Annotated in this window: 21 protein-coding genes and 1 pseudogene; 9 read left to right on the top strand and 13 right to left on the bottom strand. The window is 69.4% G+C overall.

The annotated features are described in order from the left end of the window. Nucleotides 1-75: 75 nt before the first annotated feature. Nucleotides 76-648, top strand: a pseudogene (locus tag FOH10_RS35395) (methyltransferase domain-containing protein); the annotation flags it as partial. Nucleotides 649-990: 342 nt separating this feature from the next. Further along, nucleotides 991-1509, top strand: coding sequence for a nitroreductase family deazaflavin-dependent oxidoreductase (locus tag FOH10_RS03030; RefSeq protein ID WP_143979540.1), 519 nt, complete (start codon nucleotides 991-993; stop codon nucleotides 1507-1509). A gap of 173 nt (nucleotides 1510-1682) precedes the next feature. Here FOH10_RS03030 and glgA read toward each other — a convergent pair whose 3' ends face one another. Continuing rightward, on the bottom strand, nucleotides 1683-2852 hold the full coding sequence (gene glgA, locus FOH10_RS03025) for a glycogen synthase (protein WP_143983824.1): 1170 nt from the start codon (nucleotides 2850-2852) through the stop codon (nucleotides 1683-1685). Nucleotides 2853-3061: 209 nt separating this feature from the next. Between glgA and glgC the strand changes: the two genes are divergently transcribed. Both glgC and FOH10_RS03015 read left to right on the top strand, forming a co-directional pair. Next, nucleotides 3062-4276, top strand: a complete 1215-nt coding sequence (gene glgC, locus FOH10_RS03020; protein ID WP_143979539.1) for a glucose-1-phosphate adenylyltransferase — start codon at nucleotides 3062-3064, stop codon at nucleotides 4274-4276. Between the two features lie 75 nt (nucleotides 4277-4351). Then, nucleotides 4352-5551, top strand: coding sequence for a DUF7373 family lipoprotein (locus FOH10_RS03015; RefSeq protein WP_143979538.1), 1200 nt, complete (start codon nucleotides 4352-4354; stop codon nucleotides 5549-5551). Here FOH10_RS03015 and FOH10_RS03010 read toward each other — a convergent pair. The 7 genes from FOH10_RS03010 to FOH10_RS02980 all read right to left on the bottom strand — a co-directional run bounded on the left by FOH10_RS03010 (nucleotide 5478) and on the right by FOH10_RS02980 (nucleotide 11606). After that, nucleotides 5478-5915 (bottom strand): hypothetical protein, encoded by a 438-nt coding sequence (locus tag FOH10_RS03010; RefSeq protein ID WP_143979537.1) that lies wholly within the window; start codon nucleotides 5913-5915, stop codon nucleotides 5478-5480. The genes FOH10_RS03015 and FOH10_RS03010 overlap by 74 nt on opposite strands. Before the next feature lie 72 nt (nucleotides 5916-5987). Further along, nucleotides 5988-6209: a hypothetical protein gene (locus tag FOH10_RS03005; RefSeq protein ID WP_039816932.1), complete on the bottom strand. Its 222-nt coding sequence runs from the start codon at nucleotides 6207-6209 to the stop codon at nucleotides 5988-5990. 153 nt (nucleotides 6210-6362) lie between these two features. Continuing rightward, the gene (locus FOH10_RS03000; RefSeq protein ID WP_143979536.1) at nucleotides 6363-8015 is read right to left on the bottom strand and encodes an ABC transporter permease; all 1653 of its coding nucleotides are present in this window, start codon (nucleotides 8013-8015) and stop codon (nucleotides 6363-6365) included. After that, nucleotides 8012-8941, bottom strand: coding sequence for an ABC transporter ATP-binding protein (locus FOH10_RS02995; protein WP_143979535.1), 930 nt, complete (start codon nucleotides 8939-8941; stop codon nucleotides 8012-8014). Before FOH10_RS02995 ends, FOH10_RS03000 begins: the two co-directional genes overlap by 4 nt. A gap of 33 nt (nucleotides 8942-8974) precedes the next feature. Continuing rightward, a complete protein-coding gene (locus tag FOH10_RS02990; RefSeq protein WP_143979534.1) occupies nucleotides 8975-9643 on the bottom strand; it encodes a TetR/AcrR family transcriptional regulator in 669 nt (222 codons plus the stop codon). Between the two features lie 351 nt (nucleotides 9644-9994). Beyond that, nucleotides 9995-10723 carry a phosphodiesterase gene (locus tag FOH10_RS02985; protein WP_143979533.1) on the bottom strand — a complete coding sequence of 243 codons (729 nt, stop codon included), beginning with the start codon at nucleotides 10721-10723 and terminating at the stop codon, nucleotides 9995-9997. A 235-nt stretch (nucleotides 10724-10958) separates the two neighbouring features. Next, nucleotides 10959-11606, bottom strand: a complete 648-nt coding sequence (locus FOH10_RS02980) for an O-methyltransferase (RefSeq protein WP_051037661.1) — start codon at nucleotides 11604-11606, stop codon at nucleotides 10959-10961. Between the two features lie 235 nt (nucleotides 11607-11841). Here FOH10_RS02980 and sigE point away from each other — a divergent pair, with 235 nt between their 5' ends. From sigE to FOH10_RS02955, 5 genes are all read left to right on the top strand, one after another. Further along, nucleotides 11842-12510: an RNA polymerase sigma factor SigE gene (gene sigE / locus FOH10_RS02975; RefSeq protein WP_029931457.1), complete on the top strand. Its 669-nt coding sequence runs from the start codon at nucleotides 11842-11844 to the stop codon at nucleotides 12508-12510. Nucleotides 12511-12591: 81 nt separating this feature from the next. Continuing rightward, nucleotides 12592-13002 carry a zf-HC2 domain-containing protein gene (locus FOH10_RS02970; protein WP_029931456.1) on the top strand — a complete coding sequence of 137 codons (411 nt, stop codon included), beginning with the start codon at nucleotides 12592-12594 and terminating at the stop codon, nucleotides 13000-13002. A 10-nt stretch (nucleotides 13003-13012) separates the two neighbouring features. Beyond that, on the top strand, nucleotides 13013-14596 hold the full coding sequence (locus FOH10_RS02965; protein WP_143979532.1) for a S1C family serine protease: 1584 nt from the start codon (nucleotides 13013-13015) through the stop codon (nucleotides 14594-14596). Between the two features lie 97 nt (nucleotides 14597-14693). After that, nucleotides 14694-15095, top strand: coding sequence for a Sec-independent protein translocase protein TatB (gene tatB / locus FOH10_RS02960; RefSeq protein WP_143979531.1), 402 nt, complete (start codon nucleotides 14694-14696; stop codon nucleotides 15093-15095). 59 nt (nucleotides 15096-15154) lie between these two features. Beyond that, on the top strand, nucleotides 15155-15991 hold the full coding sequence (locus FOH10_RS02955; RefSeq protein ID WP_029931453.1) for a hypothetical protein: 837 nt from the start codon (nucleotides 15155-15157) through the stop codon (nucleotides 15989-15991). A gap of 75 nt (nucleotides 15992-16066) precedes the next feature. Here the strand turns inward: FOH10_RS02955 and FOH10_RS02950 are convergent, their stop codons facing one another. The 5 genes from FOH10_RS02950 to FOH10_RS02930 form a co-directional block, all read right to left on the bottom strand. Further along, nucleotides 16067-16987, bottom strand: coding sequence for a glucosyl-3-phosphoglycerate synthase (locus FOH10_RS02950; protein ID WP_143979530.1), 921 nt, complete (start codon nucleotides 16985-16987; stop codon nucleotides 16067-16069). Beyond that, a complete protein-coding gene (gene folP, locus FOH10_RS02945) occupies nucleotides 16984-17856 on the bottom strand; it encodes a dihydropteroate synthase (RefSeq protein WP_143979529.1) in 873 nt (290 codons plus the stop codon). Before folP ends, FOH10_RS02950 begins: the two co-directional genes overlap by 4 nt. Before the next feature lie 82 nt (nucleotides 17857-17938). After that, a complete protein-coding gene (locus FOH10_RS02940; protein ID WP_143979528.1) occupies nucleotides 17939-19708 on the bottom strand; it encodes a long-chain-acyl-CoA synthetase in 1770 nt (589 codons plus the stop codon). Nucleotides 19709-19767: 59 nt separating this feature from the next. Then, on the bottom strand, nucleotides 19768-20337 hold the full coding sequence (locus FOH10_RS02935; RefSeq protein ID WP_425326127.1) for an LOG family protein: 570 nt from the start codon (nucleotides 20335-20337) through the stop codon (nucleotides 19768-19770). Next, nucleotides 20334-21134 carry an LOG family protein gene (locus FOH10_RS02930; RefSeq protein ID WP_039816944.1) on the bottom strand — a complete coding sequence of 267 codons (801 nt, stop codon included), beginning with the start codon at nucleotides 21132-21134 and terminating at the stop codon, nucleotides 20334-20336. The genes FOH10_RS02935 and FOH10_RS02930 overlap by 4 nt, the downstream gene beginning before the upstream one ends. Between the last annotated feature and the right edge of the window lie 242 nt (nucleotides 21135-21376).

The raw sequence follows: 21376 nt of genomic DNA, 5'->3' as shown, positions 1-21376 counted from the left end.
ACAACCCACCACGCAGGCGACAACCAACCACTCACAACCCACCGCGTGGGCGATGACCTGCCGCCGCGCCGGACCGACGCGGCGGTGCTGGAGGTCGGGGCGGGGACCGGGTACTACCTGGCGACGGTGCTGGATGCGGCGCCCGCCGCGCGGGGGATCGCGGTGGATGTGTCGAAACCGGCGGTACGGCGGTGCGCGCGGGCGCATGGGCGGGCGGGGGCGGTGCTGGCCGATGCGTGGCGGGGGCTGCCGGTGCGCGACGGGGTGCTCGACGCGGTGCTGTGCGTGTTCGCGCCACGCAATGCGGAGGAGGTGGCGCGGGTGCTGACACCGGACGGCCGGTTCGTGGTGGTCACGCCGACCGAGCGGCATCTCGGTGAGCTCATCGAGCCGCTCGCCATGGTGCGGGTGGACGCGGACAAGCAGGAGCGGCTGGCGGAATCGCTGGGTGCGCGGTTCGAACTGCTGGAGCGCACGCCGGTGGAGTACACGATGGCGCTCGACCACGCCGACATCCGCCACGTGGTGCGCATGGGCCCGTCCGCCTTCCACGGGGCCGACACCCGCGACGAACGCATCGCGGCGCTGCCCGAGCCGTATCCGGTGACCGCCTCGGTCACGGTGTCGGTGTACCGCCCGCGCGGCTGACCACTCCCAGAGCCGGGTGCCGCTCGCAACGCCATGCCGGTTGCCACCGCGAAGTGCCGCTCCCACCACCGAGCAGGCCGCCCCAACCACACCCCACCCGCACCACCGAGCAGGCCGCCCCAACCACACCCCACCCGCACCACCGAGCAGGCCGCCGCAACCAAGCCCCACTCGCACCACGGAGCTGTGGCCGCAGCCGGACCCGGCCTGACCGTCCGCCATCCATTGACACCTGGTTCGCTCGTTCGGCCGGGTGCGGCTCCCGGCGGCCCCGGCGGGCTCGGCTGCGCACCGGCCTCCTCGAATACCTCCGTGTCCGGTTGTGGCGGTACGGTTCTCCGCATGAGCGCTCAGTTCCCGGATCGGCGGTGGGGTCCGCAGACAGGTCTGCTGCGGCGGGCGGCGAGTTCGTTCGCGGCCACCAGCGTGGGGTCGACGGTGATTCGCAAGCTCACGCCGTTGGATCGGCGGGTGCTGGAGCGCACCGCGGGCAAGTACACGGTGCTGGGGCCGATCGGTGCGCCGGTGATCCTGTTGACCACCACCGGCCGCAAGTCGGGGCAGCCGCGCACCACGCCGCTGCTGTACGTGCACGACGGCGATGTGCTGTACGTGATCGGCAGCAATTTCGGTCAGGCCACCCATCCGGCGTGGACGGGCAATCTGCTGGCCGATCCGACGGGCACGGTCACCATTGCCGGACAGCGGATTCCGGTGACGGCCACCCGCGTCACCGACCCGGAGCAGCAGGCGGAGATCTTCGCCCGTTTCGAGGAGACCACGCAGGCGTACACCGCCTACAAGGGCCGCACCAGCCGCGAACTGCGCATCTTCGCCCTGCGCCGCGCCGCCGCCCAGTAGTCGCGGCACCGGCGGCAACCTGTCGCGCCGCCACCGGCGCGAACCACACCGCGATCGTCGGCCTCCGGCACCGCCGCGAGGCCTCGTCGGCCACAGCACCGCGGCGAGCACCCGCGTCGTGCACCCCGGCACCGCGGCGAGCACCCGCATCGTGCACCCGGCACCGCGCGTTTCTAGCTCTTACGCACCCGGTCGTAGACCCGCACCGTCTGCGCGGCGATCCGGTTCCAGTCGAATTCGGCTATGGCGCGGGCTCTTCCGGCCGCGCCCATGGCCTCGGCGGTCACCGGGTCGCCCGCGACGGACTCGATGACCCGGGCCAGCGCCTCCTCGAAGCCCACGGTGTCGTGCGCGTCGTAGGGCACCAGCCGCCCGGTCACCCCGTCGGACACCACCTCCGGAATGCCGCCCACATCCGACGCCACCACCGCGGTCCCACAGGCCATGGCCTCCAGATTCACGATCCCCAGCGGCTCGTACACCGATGGGCAGACAAAAACGCTTGCCGCGGAGAGGATCTGCCGCACCATCTCGGTGGGCAACATCTCCCGCACCCAGAACACCGCGCCGCGTCGTCGGCTCAGCTCCCGCACCGATTCCGCCACCTCGGCCTCCAGCCGGGGCGTGTCCGCCGCGCCCGCGCACAGCACCAGCTGGATGTCCGGGTCCAGTCGCCGCGCCGCCGCCAGCAGGTGCGAGACGCCCTTCTGCTGGGTGATGCGCCCGACGAACGCCACGATCGGCCGGTCCCGGCGCACCCCCAGTTCGGCCAGTACGTCCCGCACCCCCTCGGGCGGGCCGCCGGGATGCCAGGTCTGCGCGTCGATTCCGTTGTGCACCACGTGCACTCGCTCGGGGTCGAGATCCGGATAGGCGTCGAGGACGTCGGCCCGCATCCCGGAACTCACCGCGATCACGGCATCGGCGGCGGCCATGGCATTGCGCTCGGACCAGGACGAGAGCCGGTATCCCCCGCCCAGCTGCTCGGCCTTCCAGGGCCGCCGCGGTTCCAGCGAATGCGCGGTGAGCACATGCGGTATCCCGTACAGTTCGGCCGCCAGATGCCCGGCCAACCCGGTGTACCAGGTGTGCGAGTGCACCACGTCGGCCCCGCCCGCAGCATCGGCCATGCGCAGTTGCGCGGACATCATTTGCAGCGCCGAATTGGCCGCGTACAGCATGGGATCGGGTTGATGCACGACGGCGTCGGTGCGCGGCACCCCCATGCAGTGCACGGTGACGTCGCACAGCCGCCGCAGCCGCGGCACCAGCTGGGTGACGTGCACGCCCGCCCCGCCGTACACCTCGGGCGGGTATTCGCGGGTCATCATGGCGACGCGCAGTTCGCGTCCACCGTCCGCGCCGTATTCCACGCGCTCCAACCTAAACGCTCGACCGAATCGCCACCAAGCTCTGTACGGATTGTCCGGGCCGCGTCACAGCGGGTCTTCGGCGTGTCTCGATAGCGACGACGGGATTGTCCGATTGCTCGTAAGTCGGCGTGTGTCTCGCCGGCACTGCGCAGACACCCTGACGCTGTAAGTTGGGGAGGGTGAGGAGCCAGCCGCACGTACTCGGGATCGTGCTCGCCGGTGGCGAGGGCAAGCGACTCTTCCCGCTCACCAAGGACCGGGCCAAGCCCGCGGTGCCGTTCGGCGGGGCCTACCGCCTCATCGACTTCGTGCTGTCGAATCTGGTGAACGCCGGATACCTGCGGATCTGCGTCCTCACCCAGTACAAGTCGCATTCCCTGGACCGCCACATCTCCCAGACCTGGCGGCTGTCGGGTTTCGGCGGCGAGTACATCACCCCGGTGCCCGCGCAGCAGCGGTTGGGCCCGCGCTGGTACACCGGCAGCGCCGACGCCATCATGCAGTCGCTGAACCTCATCTACGACGAGGATCCGGAGTACATCGTGGTCTTCGGCGCGGATCACGTGTACCGCATGGATCCCGAGCAGATGGTGTCGCATCACATCGAGTCCGGCGCGGGCGTGACGGTCGCGGGGATTCGGGTGCCGCGCAGCACCGCCAGCGCCTTCGGCTGCATCGACTCCGACGAGTCCGGTCGCATCATCGGCTTCCTGGAGAAGCCGGTGCATCCGCCGGGCACCCCGGACGACCCGAACGCCACCTTCGCCTCCATGGGCAATTACGTTTTCACCACCAAGGTGCTGGTGGACGCCATTCGCGCGGATGCCGACAACACCGACTCCGATCACGACATGGGCGGCGACATCATCCCGGAGTTGGTGCGCGCCGGGCAGGCGTCGGTCTACGACTTCGCCCGCAACGACGTGCCCGGATCCACCGAACGCAATCGCGGCTACTGGCGCGATGTGGGCACCATCGACGCCTTCTACGACGCGCATATGGATCTGGTGTCGGTGGATCCGGTGTTCGACCTGTACAACCGGCACTGGCCGATTCGCGGCGCGGCCGAGAACCTGCCCCCGGCCAAGTTCGGCCGCGGCGGCCTGGCGCAGGAGTCGATCGTGGGCGCGGGCAGCATTCTGTCGGCGGCCACGGTCCGCAATTCGGTGCTGTTCTCGAATGTGTTCGTGGAGGACGGCGCGACGGTGGAGGGCAGTGTGCTCATGCCGGGTGTGCGGATCGGGCGCGGCGCGGTGGTGCGGCACGCCATCTTGGACAAGAACGTGGTGGTCTCGGAGGGCGAGATCATCGGCGTCGACCTGGAACGGGATCGGGAACGGTTCGCGGTGAGCAACGGCGGTGTGGTGACCGTCGGCAAGGGCATCTGGGTTTAGCTGGACAGCCGCCCGCTCGCGGCCAGAGAATCGAGTGGGTGACGCGCGCCGCTCGGCAGCGCGGGAGGGAGCATCATGGGACGCGCCGCACGTGCCGCCACCGCCGCGACCTGTCTGGCCGTGCTACTCACCGGATGCGGGGTGTCCGGCACGCCCATGGCGGGTGAGATCGACGTCCGCACCCTCGACACCGGCTCCTATCCGGTCGACCGCTACACCTATCCGGAGCGCGCCGACGGCTCAGGCCCGGTGCTGGAGGGTATGCGCATGGCCGAGGCGGTCACGCCCGCGGTGCGGATCGATCCGTCGCTCACGGTGGGTCGCGGCGGCATCGTGCTGCCCGATGCGGACACGGTGGTCGAGGTGAGCCATCTGTCCGGGGTGTCGCGGCCGATTCTGGAGAACCGCGGCTTCATCGCGGGCTATGCGGCCAGCGGTTCCGACAAGCCCGATCCGGCGGGTTCGGACGCGCCCGATCCGACGAGCACCACGGTGACCGTTCGACTGCTGCGCTTCCCGTCGGAGGACGCCGCCAAGCTGGCCGCGCGGGAACTCGAGGACGCCGATTTCGACGTGGCGCGCGAGCAGAACCGCAAGCTGACCATCGCCGAATATCCCGATGCCTTCGCGCATTGGCGGCCGGGCGTGCCGAATATCGGAATGACCATGCCGCGCAAGGAGTTCGTGATCGCGGTGTTCGCGTCCCGGCCGCGTGCCGACGAACAGGATCTGGTGTCGTGGGCGCGCAAGACCCTGGACGCCCAGGTGCCGCTGGTGGACGCCTTCGAACCCACGCCCGCGGATCGGGTGGACGATTTGCCCGTCGATCCGGGCCGGATGCTGGCGCGGACCCTGGTGGACAGCCGCGACGGGCACACCCCGAATCCGGACGACTTCGCGGTCTACGGCCCGAACGCGCTGGTGCTGGGTGCGCCCGATCAGGCCAAACGGCAGCAGTTGGTCGACGACACCGACCTCGACGCCATGAGCCTGACCGAGGAGAACGTCCTGTTCCGGGTGCGTGACGCCGCCGCCGGGCGGAATCTGATCGACGGGCTGATCGGCAGTCTCGGCGAGCGCTGGGTGAGCGGTTCGGCGCCGGAACGGGTGCCCGATACGACATGCATGCGGCTGCCGCGCTCGAGCAGCGGCGACGGCGTGTACCGCTGCTATGTGTCCTACAAGCGGTATGTGGCGCTGGTCAACGCGGATTCGGAGACGTCGGTGCAGCGGAAGGCGTCCGCGCAGTACGCGCTGCTGGCCAATAGTCTCTAGCGCAGTGCCGGTCGCCGGAACCGTTGCGGCCCGCACGCGCGCCGTGCGTCCGGGTGCGGCCGGGGCGCGGCCGTGCGCCCGCCTCGGCCGGTACGCTGTCGTCACGGAAGAGGTAGTCGCGAAATCCGAAGGGCTGCAACAGTGCCCGTAGGAATTCCGCGCCCGCGCCGGGCAGCACCGTACGCTGTTCGCCGAGGATGCCGACGCCCTGCTGGAACCAGACGCGGCCGACCAGCCCCTCGACCGGATCGATGGCGCGAAATGTGGCGTGCCCCTCCGTATTCACCCGGAACTCGGCGATGCGCCGCCACCGCTGACCGTCACGCAGGTACAACCCCACCACGGTCGGAAACCGCTGCACCATGGCACACCCCATCCGTCGATCTCACCGATGGAGTAGCCGCCACGGCGGTGAGGTAATCCTCACCGCGCCGATTCAGCGCTGGTGAGCGGGGGCGTACACCGGTTCGGTGCAGAACGGGGCGCACGATCCCGGCGTCGGGGTCGGCGAGATACCACCCTGATGGTCGTCGAACCGCGCCCCGCTGACCAGCAGCAGCACCAGCAGTGCCACGAAAACCACGCCGCCGAACAGGATCAGCGCGGGCCACAGCCATCCCGACGGCAGATGCGCGCCGAGGATTGCCCCTTCGTACATTGCCGCACCTCCTCATCCTTCGATTCCCCCACCATTCGTGTACCACCGTCCAGGTGGGGAAATCCAGACCTCGGCCCGAGTTCACAGACTCCCGACCCACAACCGACCGGTCGGAAATCCACAGCACGCCAGGAGATTCGGAGCGGCCTTGCCCTAGCGCAGATCTCGGCGACGGAAACCGAACAACCCCACCGTGATCAGGGTCGCCGCCAGCAGGGTGATGATCACCAGCGGCGTGGCCGTGAACTCCGCACCCGGGAGTTTCGGTGCGTGCTGGTAGGGGTCGAGATTGCGGAACCATTGGGGTGCTCCGGAAATCGCGCCCAGCAGGAAGACCGCCACGGCGGCGACGAAGACACCCCAGGCGACCGGGGTCCAGCGCGGCGCCACGCCGAACAGGAGGATCACGACACCGACGAACAGCCAGATGGCGGGCAACTGCACCAGGGCCGCGCCCAGCACGGCGCCGAGTTTGCCGCTCACATCTCCCGCGGCCCGCCCGTACACCAGCCCGCCGACCGTCCCGGCCACGGTGAGTATCACCGCCGGACCCAGCAGAGCTATCACCAGATGCGATGCGGCCCAGCGGATTCGAGAGACAGCGACAGTGAGCACCGTCTCCGCGTGCTGGGCGGCCTCCTCACCGTGCAGGCGCAGCGCCGCCGAGATGGCGTAGGCGGTGGCGGCCACGCTCAGCATGGTGAATCCGTAGTTGAGCATCGCATCCTCCAGCAGCTGTGCACCGCCCATGCGCTGGATCAGCTCGCGAATCATTTCGCTGTCGCCGAGTTCGTCGCCGATGCCGTACACCACACTGCCGAACACCAACCCGTACAGCGCGAGTCCGACGGTCCACGCCAGCAGCGATCCGCGTTGCAGCCGCCACGCCAGCCCCAGCGGACCGGACAGCGCGGGCCCCGCCCGCAGCGCGCCCGACCGTTCGGCGATGAGACCGCCGCCGAGATCGCGGTGCGCCAGCAGGGTGTAGGCGACGGCGGTCAGCACGGTCACCGTGACCAGGTGCAGCAGCAGCACCGCGAAATGGTCGCCCGCGTACGCCCGCACCTGCAACGACCATCCCTGCGGCGACAGCCAGGTGAGCACCGAGGTCGGCCCGTCCCCGGCCCGGGCGTCGCCGATGGCCCGCAGCGTGTAGGTGGCGGCCAGTACCGCGAACGCGATTCCGCGTGCCGTGCGGGCGCTCGGCGACACCTGTGCGGCCACCGCCGCCACGGCCGCGAAGACCGCGCCGGATCCGGCCAGCGCCAGCCCGAAAGCCAGTGAACCCGAGGCGGGTACCGACGTGCCCAGCAGGCTCAGCGTGCCCAGCAACCCGGTGGCGAGCGCACCGCCGAGGCCGAGCACCAGCGCCGCGGTGAGTCCGGCGAACCGTCCGATTCGGGTGGAGGCCACCAGTTCCCCGCGCCCCGTTTCCTCTTCGGCCCGGGTGTGCCGGATGACGGTGAGGATCGTGGCGATGCCGAGCAGGGTGAAGAACATGCCCGCTTTCCAGATCCCGACCGCGCCGAGACCGGTGTCGTAGATCGGGCCGTACATGGCTAGCTGGGCGGGACTGGCCAGAATCGACCGGGCGAAGCCTACTCGTCCGGCCTCGTCGGGATACACCGACGCGATGCTCTCGATGTACACACTGCCCAACGGCAGCGACAGCAGCAGCACCCACAGCGGCAGCACGATGCGGTCGCGACGCAGGAACAGGCGCAGCATCTGACCGGTACCGGCGAAATCGGCCGCACGGAACACGGTTTCGGTCGTGTGCGGGCGCGGCAGCACGGCGGTGGTCATCGCACCGCCTCCGCCTCGACGGCCCGCTCGCCATTGTGCGAGTAGTGGCGCAGGAACAGTTCCTCCAGCGTCGGCGGCTGGCTCACCAGGCTGCGCACTCCGGCCGCGCCCAGCACGCGGACGAGTTCGCCGAGATGCTCGGCGTCCACCTGGCAGCGCAGCGTGTGGTCCTCCAGGCTCACGTCGGCCACACCGGGAAGGCGGCCGAGATCGCCCGGGTCACCGGTCAATTCGGCGGTGATGGAGGTGCGGCTCAGATGCCGCAGCTCGCGCAGGCTGCCCGTTTCCACGGTGCGTCCGGCGCGGATGATGGTCACGCGCTGACACAGCTTCTCCACCTCGGACAGGATGTGACTGGACAGCAGGACGGTGCAGCCGCGCCGTGCCGCCTCGGCCACACACTCGTTGAACACCTGCTCCATGAGCGGATCCAGGCCGGAGGTGGGCTCGTCCAGCAGGAGCAGGCTGGCATGGGACGAGAACGCCGAGACCAGTGCGACCTTCTGCCGATTGCCCTTGGAATAGGTGCGGGCCTTCTTCTTGGGATCGAGTTCGAAACGCTCGATCAGCTCGGCGCGCCGGGCGTCGTCGATGCCGCCGCGCATCCGCCCGAGCAGGTCGATGGTCTCCCCGCCGCTGAGTGTCGGCCAGAGCGTGACATCGCCTGGCACATAGGCGATGTCGTGGTGCAGGGCGACGGCGTCGGCCCAGGGGTCGCGGCCGAACACCCGGGCCTCGCCCGAGGTGCGGGACAGCACGCCGAGCAGCACGCGGATGGTGGTGGACTTGCCCGCCCCGTTAGGTCCGAGGAAGCCGTGCACCTCCCCCGCGGCGACCTCGAGGTCGAGACCGTCCAGGGCGCGCACCGGCCCGAAGTGTTTGTGCAGATCCCGGACCGAGATGGCCGGGGTGGTCGAGGCGTTCATCGAGTCTCCTTGCCGGAAGCAGGATCCGGTCGGCTATGGGGGGTTGTCCTGCCGCTGGGCGAGCAGGGTGTCGAGCATCATGGAGTCGGTCAGCAGACCGTGGGTGTAAAGCTCGAGGGCGGGCAGCATCATGCGGTCGGCGTACTCGCGCAGGGCTTTCCGGTAGTCGACGGGGCCGGGGTGTTCGGTCGCGTAGAGCTGCAGGAACATCATCATGCCGCCGCCGTTGGTGGTCGCCAGGAAACGCGCCGTCGCCGCGAGATCGCTGGGGGCACGCAGGGTTCCGGCCGCGATACCGGCGCTCAGATAGTGCTCGACGTCCTCGACCATGTGCTCGAAGAAGGCGGCGGCCAGACTGCCTCCGGCCTGAAAGCTGCGCACCAGGTAGGCGATGAGTGGCGCGTACTCCTCGATCTCGGCGATCTGCCGCAGCAGCCCCGACGGTGACGGCCGTTCCATGGATTCGACCTTGGCCTCCCGCACCACCGCGCGGACGTACTCGTCGCACGCCGCGCGCAGACCGTCCTTCGATCCGAAGTGATGGTTGACGAGGCCGGGCGAGACTCCCGCGGCCGTGGCGATCGCGCGTACACCCACCCCGAAGCCCTGCTCACCGAATACGGCGATGGCGGCGTCCCGGATACGGGCGCGAGTACTCAGATCCTCGGCGGATCCTTGCGGTACGGCTGGTCGGTTGAACACACGTTTAATATACTAAACAGGCGTTCAACGCTTCCGCAAGACCCGACACTCCCCTGGTCGCCGCACGCCTCGCGCGGATATTCCGCACGGCAAGTTCAACCCGGCGGCATCGCTCCGCATGTCAGAATTCCGCGCGTACGATAAATGCCGATGCCCGGCGCGGCGACATCCGGCGGTGCGACCCCAGTGCCGTCCCGGCGGGTGCCCGGCCCTCAGTGCCATCCCGGCGGTGCCCGGCCCCAGCGTCATCCCGGCGGGTACCCGGCCCTCAGCGTCATCCCGGCGGGTACCCGGCCCTCAGTGCCATCCCGGCGGTTCCCGGTCCCAGCGCCATCCCGGCGGTGTCCGGCCTCAGCGTTCGGACATGCCCTGCAATCCGGCGACACCCGCGGTCGCCACGGCGTCGGTCTCGTGCCGGCCGCGGCGGCTGCCCGTGTACGCCCACTTCCGCACCGCGGTCACCGGACGCGGCAGCAACTCCACCTCCGGCGGCAGATTGCGCACCGGATCGAAGAATCCGGGTCCGGCCTGTTCGCCGATCTCCGGTGCGGCGACGGTGATCTCCGCCAGTGTCCGCTTGGGACCGGTCAGCGGCGCGGCCCGCAGGGTGAAGCCGAGCCGGTGCCTCTCCAGATGGGTCGACATCGCCCCGAGCGACGGTGATTCGGGTTGGGCCGCATCGGGTTCGGCGAAGATCCACTCGACCGGACCGTCCTCGAACCGGTACGCCATCAGACTGCCGTAGTACGCACTCGACCAGCCCAGCGCGGGCGTGATCACGAACCGGCTCAGCGTGCCGGCGCCCGTGGTGGCCAGCGCCAGATCCCACGGGCGGTCGTGCCGGTCGAGTACCCGCACCGCCAGTCCGAGCACGTCCGGCACCCCGTCGGGCAAGCCGACGCCCTTCGAAATCCGCGCCAGCACAGGACGATCCGCACTGCCCAGCAGTTGCTTGTAGACACCGTCGACGGCATGCAGCACACCGGTCAACGGCAATCCGTTCGGATGGAAGACACGGGCGTCACGCACGCGCGCGGCCGCCGCGAACGCTCCCCGCACAATGCCGTCGGCAATAGCCATTCGTCTGCACCTCTCGAATCACTCGACTCTCGCGAGCAATACCCGCAGACACAGCCCCGAACCGTCCGATATGCCACCTGTGCGACACCGCCCGCCCTCCGACCCACCACCGGCCGCGGTCGCTGCGGGAGCCATTGCGACGCACCCGAATACGGTCGGCGCGCCACCGGTCGCGACCGCGCGACGCTCTAGGCGTCACCCAACGCACGGCCGGTGCGGCGCGGTGCCCACGGGCTCAACCACGCGACGCGCACAGCAGACCGTCGCCGACCGGGATCAGGACGCTGGTCAGTTGCGGGTCTTCGGCTACGGCGCGGGTGGCGGCGCGGACCGCCTGGGTGGCCGGATCGCGTTGGGCCGGGTCGGGCACGCGGCCGCCGAGCAGGGCATTGTGCAGCAGAATCGCGCCGCCCTCGCGGAGCAGGCGCACCCCCTGTTCCACATACTGCGGGTGCTCGAGCGGCGCGCAGTCGATGAACACCAGGTCGTAGGCCCCGTCGGCGAGACGCGGCAGCACGTCCAGGGCGCGGCCGTTGATGAGCCGCGTGCGGGCGGGCGCGATATCCGCGGCGCGGAACGCCTCCCGGGCGGCCCGCTGGTGTTCGGGCTCGGAGTCGATGGTGGTGAGGGTGCCCTCGGAGTGCATGCCGTCCAGCAGCCACAGCCCACTGATCCCGGCCCCGGTGCCCACCTCCACCACGGCCTTGGCCCCCAGCAGCTGGGCGTACATGCTGAGCAGCGCTCCGACCGCGGGCGGCACCGGAGACGCGCCCAATTCGACGGCGCGTTCGCGGGCGGCGACGAGAATATCGTCCTCGGCCACGGATTCCTCGACGTAGGCGAGGTTGCGCTGCAGGTTCGATGCCGCGGGAGTCTGGCTCACGGATATGAGGCTAACGGCGCGACGCCCCTATCGCGTGCCGGTGACCGACCGGTGTGGCGAATTTTCTCAGGTGTCCCTCAGCCTGCGCATACGGCTGCCACATCGGGACCGGGAAGAGTAATCGCCAACGCCAGGCCAGCGACCGCGAGCCCGGTTCGGGAACAACTCGAGCCAACCCTTCGGTTGTACCCCGTACCGACGTTCACGGTCCCGAGTAGGAGGTAACCCCATCCACATGGTCGACGCGGCGCGTGAACACGCCAATCTGCCCGAGCAGATCCTGCCGAACAGCGATATCGCGCTGGACGGCGAATCCTTCGCGGACGAGCCCCTCACCGGGACCGCCGCCTTCGACGCCACCGGTGACCGCACCATGATGCCCTCCTGGGACGATCTGGTGCGCGAGCACGCCGATCGCGTCTATCGCCTCGCCTATCGCCTGACCGGTGATCCGCAGGACGCCGAGGACCTGACCCAGGAAACCTTCATTCGCGTCTTCCGCTCCCTGTCGAACTACCAGCCGGGGACCTTCGAGGGCTGGCTGCACCGCATCACCACCAACCTGTTCCTCGACATGGTTCGCCGCCGCAATCGCATCCGCATGGAGGCGTTGCCGGAGGACTACGACCGGGTGCCGTCCGAGGGTCCGGGGCCGGAGCAGGTCTACCACGACGCGAATCTGGACCCGAACCTGCAGTCGGCGCTGGACGCGCTGGCGCCGGAGTTCCGTGCGGCGGTCGTCCTCTGTGACATCGAGGGACTGTCCTACGAGGAGATCGGCGCCACCCTGGGCGTGAAATTGGGCACCGTGCGCAGCCGAATCCACCGGGGACGGCAGGCACTGCGCGAATACCTCGAGCATAATGGGACACAGCGGCGTTTCGACGCCGCGAAGGTCGGGTAAACCTTGCGGGCTGTGTGTCCGTAGTTCCCGGCACCGGGTTCCCGGGCATTGCCGAGGTCGTTCCGGAAGGGTGTGCACCATATGAACGGCGAGGACAGAACGCCGAAGCGTCCGCCTCGATTCGCCCCCACCGAGCATCTGGCCACCGAGGCCATTGCCGCGTATGTGGACGGTGAGCTGCGGATGAACGCGTATCTGCGCGCCTCGCATCACCTGTCGGTGTGCCCCGAATGCGCGGCCGAGGTGGAGTCCCAGCAGCAGGCGCGGATCGCGCTGCGGCAGTCGAGCCACATCACCGCACCGCTGCGGCTGCACGACACCCTGAGCCGGATCCCCATCTCGGAGCTGCCCGGCGCGGAGCCGACACCACCGCAGCATCCCGCCCCGGGCCCCGCCGCCGACCACGGCATGTTCGCCGCGGGAGCGAGTTCCTTCGGCATGCGCCAAGATTCGTTCGACAGCAGGCGGTGGACGGCGTGGTGGCGCAAGTAGAGTTCATCGCGTGACCTCCGAATCGAAGAACACTCCGGCGGCATCGGGTGCCGGGGACCAGCAGCCACCGCAGTCCGCGGAGACGCCCGATTCGGCGGCCAACAGGGGGAACCTGAGGCCGTCGGACGCACCGGTCCTGGGGCCGCGCCCGGTCTACCGCCCGCACGTCGACAAGCACACCGCCCGCGCCTTCCGCCGCCCGAACGGGCAGGCCGGTTCCTTCGGCCCGCGCCCCGGCGGAGTCCCGGCCGCGCCGCCCGCGGATGCGCCCGAGGTGCAGAACCGCCCGCCGGATGCCGTACTGGCCGAGGCGTTCTCGCGTCCCGAGGGCTCCACCGAGCTGTTGCAGCGCGATCCGGAGGCGGCGCACGACGACGCGACCGCGACCCCGCCCGCCGATCCGTGGCGTGACCCGGACGCGGCCGCGCGCCTGGGCGCGCCCGCGATCGCCGTGCCGCGGCCCGAACCGCTCGCTCCCGGGGAGCAGCTGACCGCCCGCGAGGTGCTGTTCGGCGGCAAGGTGAAGCCGGAGGCGCTGCTCGCGCTGGGCACGGTGGCGGTGGTGCTGGGCGTGCTCGCGGGTCTGCTGGGCGGTGTGATCGGCCTGTTCGCCGGTCAGTCCGCCTCCTCGCTCACCGCGCGCAAGGTGGAGTTGCAGACCGCCGGCGGCGGCGAGATCCCGGCCGGTGAGATCGGCCGGGTGGTCGGCGCGGTCATGCCCGCCATGGTCACGGTGCGGGCGTGGGTCGGCGACAGCGGCTCCTCCGGTTCCGGGGTGGTGATCTCCGGCGAGGGCCATATCGTCACCAACAATCACGTGATCTCACTGGCCGCCAACGACAAGACCGGCCAGGCCAAATTGCAGGTGGTGTTCTCCGACAACACGCGGGTCCCGGCCACCATTGTCGGACGCGATCCCAAATCCGATCTGGCCGTGCTGCATGTGGACGTGAAGAATCTGTCGGTCATCCAGCTCGGGGAATCGGAGAATGTGAAGGTCGGCGATCAGGTGCTGGCCATCGGTTCACCGCTGGGCCTGGAGGAGACGGTCACCGCCGGTATCGTGTCGGCGCTGAATCGGCCGGTCAAGGTCGGCGGTGAGGGCACCGACACCGATGCCACGCTCGACGCCGTGCAGACCGATGCCGCCATCAACCACGGCAACTCCGGCGGTGCGCTGGTGGATATGCAGGGCCGACTGGTCGGCATCAATACCGCCATCAAATCCGAGAGCGGCGGTTCGGTGGGCCTCGGTTTCGCCATTCCGGTGGATCAGGTGAAGCGGATTTCGCAGGCGCTGATCGACAACGGTGAGGTGCACCACCCCCGGCTGGGTGTGAGCGCCCGCACCAAGATCGTCGCCAATGACGTGATGAGCGGTGCCGAGGTGGCCGATGTGCAGGCCGGCGGTCCGGCCGCCAAGGCGGGCATCGTGGAGGGCGACGTGATCGTGGGGGTCGGCGACCGCGAGGTCACCGGTCCGGAGGAGCTCACCGTCGCGGTGCAGTCACAGGAAATTGGCCAGACGGTCACCGTCCGCTTGATCCGCGACGGCCGGGAAGTAGATGTCCCGGTTACTCTCGAATCAGACTGACCACCCTCGAACGACACCTCGACAGGAGCGGAGGAGGGAAGAATCGAGGCCCGCCGGGCCGCGAACAGCCGGAGCGAAGCGGAGGCAAGAAGACACCGTGTTCAGCAATATCAGCTGGGGCGAGATGATGATCCTGGTCGTCGCCGCCCTCGTCATCCTCGGACCGGAGCGGCTGCCCGGCGCTATCCGCTGGACCGGTAAAACGCTGCGACAGGTGCGCGATTACGCCACCGGTGCGACGACATCGCTGAAGCAGGAACTCGGGCCGGAATTCGAGGAGATCCGGAAACCGCTCGAGCAGTTGAACGAACTCCGCGGTATGAATCCGCGGTCGATGGTGACCAAACACCTTCTCGACGGCGACGATTCCCTCTTCACCGGAAAATTCGACAAACCCGTCAGCGCTCCTAGCAGCAATTACGGCAGTTTTTCGATGCCGGAACCGGCTAAACCGCTGGAGCGCAACGAGCGCCCGCCGCTGGATCCCGACGCGACCTAATTCGGGCCAAGTAAACCGGAGTAGACGCCGAGAGCTGTTCAGGTACCTAGACTTCGGTTATGTCGGCCGATGAGGTGGCACGGGTGTTCGCGATCGAGGACAAGGTCGAACGCCTCAAGGCGGCCACCGATGGTGTGGCCGCAGCCCAGCAGACCATCAACGAGCTCACCAGAATTCGGCGTGCGGTCATCAGGGAACTGCACGCGGAGGGCTGGACCTTCGCGAGAATCGGTGCGGCGGCGGGGCTTTCCCGGGCGCGCATCCATCAGGTGAGCACGCAGGGACCGGTACCGGAAGGTTTGTTCTTCGGGCACGGACCGCTCACCATCCTCACCCCTGACGTACGGTCCACCACCCGCGCCATGGCCCTGGTGGGCGCGCCGGACCCGGCCGGGCCGCACCGGCTGCTGGAACTGCTGCGCGAACTCGGATTCACCGTCACCATCGAGCGCTTCCTGCCCGGACGTCCGCTGGATCTCGACCGGGACGGGTTGATCGTGCTCGGCGGGCCCGAACTCTCCCCCAGCCTGCGCTACCTGGTGGCGGCGGACCCGCGGCTGCGGCGCACGGTGGCGCGGGCCGGGCGGGTGCGCCGCGGTATCGAGGATCGCGCCGCCCGCCGGGTATACCGACCGGGCGGCACCGAGCCCTACGACATCGCCTACCTGGCCCGCCTCCCCCGCCCCGACGGCCGCGGCCACGTGCTGGTCATCGACGGCCTGCACCCACCCGCCTCCCTCGGCGCCATCCGCCTGCTGGCCACCCGTCTGGCGACCCTGCACGAGCGCGCGGGCATCCACCCCTTCTCGGCCGTCGTGGGCGTCCGCTACGACCGCTCCACCGGCGAACCCATCGAAGCCGACCTGCTCACCCCCATCTACCGCCACGACCGCTGACAGGCGGCCTCGTGACACCGAGAAGGCGGGCCGCTCCGGCGATTCCGGTCGGCCCGCCTTCGCGACGGATTCAGCTCAGGCGGCGGCCCAGGCGGGGCGCAGCTCCTTCATGGGTGGGCGGTCGGTGAGGGACACCTCGGTGGTCAGCGCGGTGAACTCGCCGCCGATGAGCGGGAACTGGGTCAGGGCCGCGCCGGAGTCCGGGATTCCGCTGCGGCCCAGCACCGTTCCGAGGATCTGGCGGCTCATGACGCCGAGGTCGGACAGCGGGCGGTTGCGATGGGTGCGGACGCCGAGGTTGACCTGGCCGATGGCGTGCAGGCCGTACAGGTCGAAAGTGTCCAGCAGCAGGCCGATCTCGACGCCGTAGCCGGGTGCGAACGGCACCGAGGTGAGCAGTTCACGGGTGCCCGCGTACTCGCCGCCGAGCGGCTGCAACACCTTCGACAGTTCGGGTCGCAGCGCCGACAGCAGCGGACGGGCCACCAGTTCGGTGACGCGGCCGCCGCCGTGCTCGTCGATACCGGTGTCGTGGCGCAGCGGGCGGCGGTAGTACGCCTTGGACAGTTGCACGTCCGGCACGGTGAGCAGTGGGCCGAGCAGCTTCGGCACGAACATGGGGTCCGGATCGATGAGATCGGAGTCCACGAACGCCACCAGGTCACCGTCGGTGACGGCCAGCGACCGCCACAGCACCTCCCCCTTGCCCGGCACGGGCTCGAGTTCGGGTACGGCCTGTTCGCGGGTGTACACGGTGGCCCCGGCGGCGCGGGCGCGTTCGATGGTGGCGTCGGTGGAGCCGGAGTCCAGCACCACCAGTTCGTCCACCAGGGCGCCGAGCAGGGGTCTGATACTGGCGACGACGTCGGCGACGGTGTCCTGTTCGTTGAGGGCGGGCAGGACCACCGATACGGTGCGGTCCTTCTTGGCGGCGACGAGCTCTTCGATCGTCCAGTCGGGACGATCCCAGGTATGGGTGAAGTTCCAGTCCGTCATACGAGACCTCGCAGGGTTCGGGCGGGCGGGCGGAGACCCTGGATGGCGGCGATCATGTCGACCACACGGCGCGTGGCGGCGACCTCGTGCACCCGGAAAACCCGAGCGCCCGCGGCGGCGGACCAAGCAGTTGCTGCCAATGTGCCCTCCAATCGTTCGGACAGGCCGACACCAAGAGTCTCTCCGATGAAATCCTTATTGCTCAGCGCCATCAAGACCGGCCAGCCGGAGTTAACGAGAACGTCCAAAGCCCGCAACAATTCCAGCCCGTGGTAGGTGTTTTTGCCGAAATCATGCGTGGGATCGATCAGTATCGAATCTTTTGCCACGCCAGCCGCCGCGGCGGCCTCGGCCGCGCCCACCACCGTGTCGGTGACCTCGGCCACCACATCGGCGTAGCGCACCCGATGCGGGCGGGTGCGCGGCACGGCTCCGCCGGTGTGGCTGCACACGATGCCCACCCCCAGTTCGGCCGCCACCCCCACCAGGTCCGGATCGGCGCCGGCCCAGGTGTCGTTGATCAGATCCGCGCCCGCCGCCACCGCGGCCCGCGCCACCTCGGCCCGCCAGGTGTCCACACTGATCAACAGGTCCGGATGCGCCTCCCGAATGGCGGCCACGAACGGCACCACCCGCCGCGCCTCCTCGGCGGCGTCCACCTCGGCACCGGGCCCGGCCTTCACCCCGCCGATGTCGACGAGGTCGGCCCCCTCCCGCACCGCCCGGGCAACCGCCCCCATGGCGGCCTCGTCACCGAAGGTCGCACCCTTGTCGTAGAAGCTGTCCGGCGTCCGGTTCACGATCGCCATCACCAGCGCCCGATCCGTCGCCACCGGCTTCCCGCACAATGTCGGCAACGGCGCACACATGCCCTCGACTGTACCCAGCCCTGTACCCACCCCGCCCGTCAGGAGATCGAGGACACCCGGGTCCGGCTCCCCGCGACGGCGGTCAGTCGCGGGGGGCTCGGGCGTTGGCCACGTCCTCGGGATAGGTGGGGTAGGCGGGGACGTAGCCGCCGGTGCGGCCGGAGAGGACGTAGAGGTCGCTGTGGTCGTCGGGGGTGTAGCCCTGTTTGCGGAGGTCGACCTTGCGGCTCTTGAAGGTGGAGGTCTGCTCCAGTTCGCCGACGACGCGGACGAAGAGGGGGACGGCGTAGGCGGGGAGGCGGTCGTACAGGTGGGCGGCGACCTGGTGACCGTCGAATTTCGCGTCCTCGGCGAGGGTGACGGCGGCCATGCCCGCCTTGCCGTCGGTGCCGGGGATGTCGACGCCGTAGACGACCGCCTGGGAGACGGCGTCGAGGCCGTCGAACGCGCCCTCGACCTCGGTGGTGGCCACGTTCTCGCCCTTCCAGCGGAAGGTGTCGCCGAGGCGGTCCACGAAGGCGATGTGCCGGTAACCCTGGTCGCGGACCAGGTCGCCGGTGTCGAACCAGCAGTCGCCGTCGGCGAAGCCGTCGCGGACCAGCTTGGATTCGGTGGCGTCCGCGTCGGTGTAGCCGTCGAAGGGTGAGCGCTCGGTCACCTTGGCCAGCAGTAGGCCGACGCCGCCGGTCGACACCTTGCGGAGCTTGCCGTCCGGACCGCGTCGGGCCTTACCGGTCTCGTCGTCGTAGTCGACGATGGCGAAGGGCAGCGGCGTGAAGCCGGCGGTGCGGTCCACACCGAAGGCGTTGATGAAGGCGACGTTCCCCTCACTGGCACCGTAGAACTCGACGATTCGCCGAATGCCGAACCGATCCCGGAACTCGTCCCACAGCTCCGGCCGCAGCCCGTTGCCCACCGCGACGGCCACCCGACGCGACCGGTCGGTGCTCTTGCGCGGCTGGTTGAGCAGATACCGGCACAGCTCGCCGATGTAGATGAAGGCCGTGGCATCGGCCGCGATGGCCTCGTCCCAGAACCGCGAGGCCGAGAAATGCCGTCCCAGCGCCAGGCACGCACCCGCCGACACCACCGACGACAGCGCCACCGTGAGCGCGTTGTTGTGGTACAGCGGCAGACAGCAGTACATGGTGTCGTCGCCGCGCAGCCGCACGCCGAGCCCACCCAGGCCCGCCATGCTCTTGGTCCACCGCAGATGCGTCATGACGCTCGCCTTGGGCATGCCGGTGGTGCCGGAGGTGAAGATCAGGAAGGCCCGCTCGCCCGCCGTGACCTCCGCCGTCACCGCCGGATTCGCGGTGTCGGCGGTGCGGGCGGCGTCGGCCAGCTGCTGCGACCACAGTACCGCGGGGCGCGGCGCGGCCAGCGACTCGAGCGCCTCCCGGCACTCCTCCCCCACCACGTCCACCACACTGTCCAACAGCCCGAAACTGTGCGCCAGCACGGTATCTCGCTGATTATGGTTGAGCAGCCCGACCGTCGCCCCGAGCTTGACCGTGGCCAGCGCGGTGAACAGCGTCTCCGGACGGTTGGTCATGAGCACGCCGACCACGTCACCGCGGCCGACCCCGCGCCCGGCCAGCACGTGCGCGTACCGGTTCACCTCGGCATTCACCTCGCCCCAGGTGTACACGCGGCCTTCGAATTTCAGGAAGGGCCGGTCCGGATGCCGCCGGGCCGCATGCTGGAAGAACAGGCCGATCGAGGCTCTGTCCCGCGATTTCACCAACAGGCCCAGCGCATTTCGCGCCATCTGCGGTGCTCGCACAGCCATCCCGGGCAGGGCGCGGACCAGGTCGAGCAGGCTCACCGTCGAACGTGCATCGGTCGTCACATCTTCCAGCCTTTCCGATGACGCCCGAGTTGTCGAGGAGAACGCGAAATTCGGCCGCTTCAGGCGTCGGGCCGCAGGGCGGCGAACGCCGCGGGCAGATCCTTGGTCACCGTCACCAGGTCGACCGCCGCACGTCCGACGAAACCCCGGCCGCCCAACCGCTCGTCGATCCAGTCGAACATGCCGCGGTAGTGGTCGTCGGGATCCAGCACCACCACCGGTTTGTCGTGCACGCCGAGATACGCACCGGTCCAGGTCTCGAAGAACTCCTCGAGGGTGCCGATACCGCCCGGCAGGGTGAGGAAGGCGTCGGCGCGGTCCTCCATGATCTGCTTGCGCTGCCGCATGGTGTCGGTGACGATCAGCTCGTCGGCGTCCACATCCGCGACCTCCTTGTGCACCAGGTGCTTCGGTATCACGCCGAGGGTGTGCGCGCCCGCCGCCCGCGCCGCCTGGGCCACCGCGCCCATCATGGAGACATTGCCGCCGCCGGACACCAGTCGCCACCCGCGACGGCCGATCTCGGTGCCCACCCGCGCCGCCAGCTCCAGCACCGACGCGTCGGCGGAACTGGCCGAGCAGTACACGCACACCGCGTACGCGGTGCTGTCCGGACCCGCGTCGCTCACCACTGTTCCTCCACCTCCGCCGCCTCGAGTTCGGCGCGGGCCTCGGCGGCCTGCGTCACGATGTTCACCACATCCTCCACACTGTCGGTGACATGCAGCAGGCCGAGGTCGCCGGGGGAGATCTTGGCCGAGCCCAACAGCGAATCCCGCAGCCAATCCACCAGACCCGACCAGTAGCGGGTGCCGAACAGGATGATCGGGAAGCGGGTGATCTTGCGGGTCTGCACCAGGGTGAGCGCCTCGAACAGCTCGTCGAGTGTGCCGAAACCGCCTGGGAGACAGACGAATGCCTGCGAGTACTTCACGAACATGGTCTTGCGGACGAAGAAGTAGCGGAAGTTGATCCCCAGATCCACCCACTCGTTGAGGTGCTGTTCGAACGGCAGCTCGATGCCGAGCCCGATCGAATACCCGCCCTCCTCGGACGCACCCCGGTTGGCGGCCTCCATCGCCCCCGGCCCACCGCCGGTGATCACCGCGAACCCGGCCCGCGCCAGCGCCGCCCCGATGGCCTGCCCCGCCTGATACTCCGGATGATCGGCCGGAGTCCGCGCCGACCCGAACACCGCCACGGCCCGCGGCACCTCCGCCAAAGTGCCGAAGCCCTCGACGAATTCGGCCTGAATCCGCAGCACCCGCCACGGATCGGTGTGCACCCAGTCACCGGTCCCGCGTTCGTCGAGCAAATGCTCGTCGGTGGTCCCTATCCCCTTCTTACGATCACGGCGCAGCATTATCGGACCCCGGAACCGAGGAGTCTTGGACGAGCGAGCACCGAATTCGGCGTCAGCAGACATACGGGCAGTATCTAATTTGCCCTCCGCTGCGCTCCGGGCGGGGCAGTGTTCGATTTGCCCTCCGCTTCGCTCCGGGCGGGGCTCGCGGCGCTGGAAGTCCCGGTTCTTCCTTCCCTCCGCTCCCCCGCTTCGCTCCTCCGCTCCGGTCAGTCCAGTCCGGTCAGTCCAGAACCGGGACGCGCCGCGAGCCCCGGAGTGTGGGCGTTCGGGATGTGGTGGGGGCGGGAGCGTACTGCTCGGGA

The sequence above is a fragment of the Nocardia otitidiscaviarum genome, assembly GCF_007362295.1.
Classification (GTDB): Bacteria; Actinomycetota; Actinomycetes; order Mycobacteriales; family Mycobacteriaceae; genus Nocardia; species Nocardia otitidiscaviarum.
This window is presented reverse-complemented; position numbering and strand designations above follow the sequence as displayed.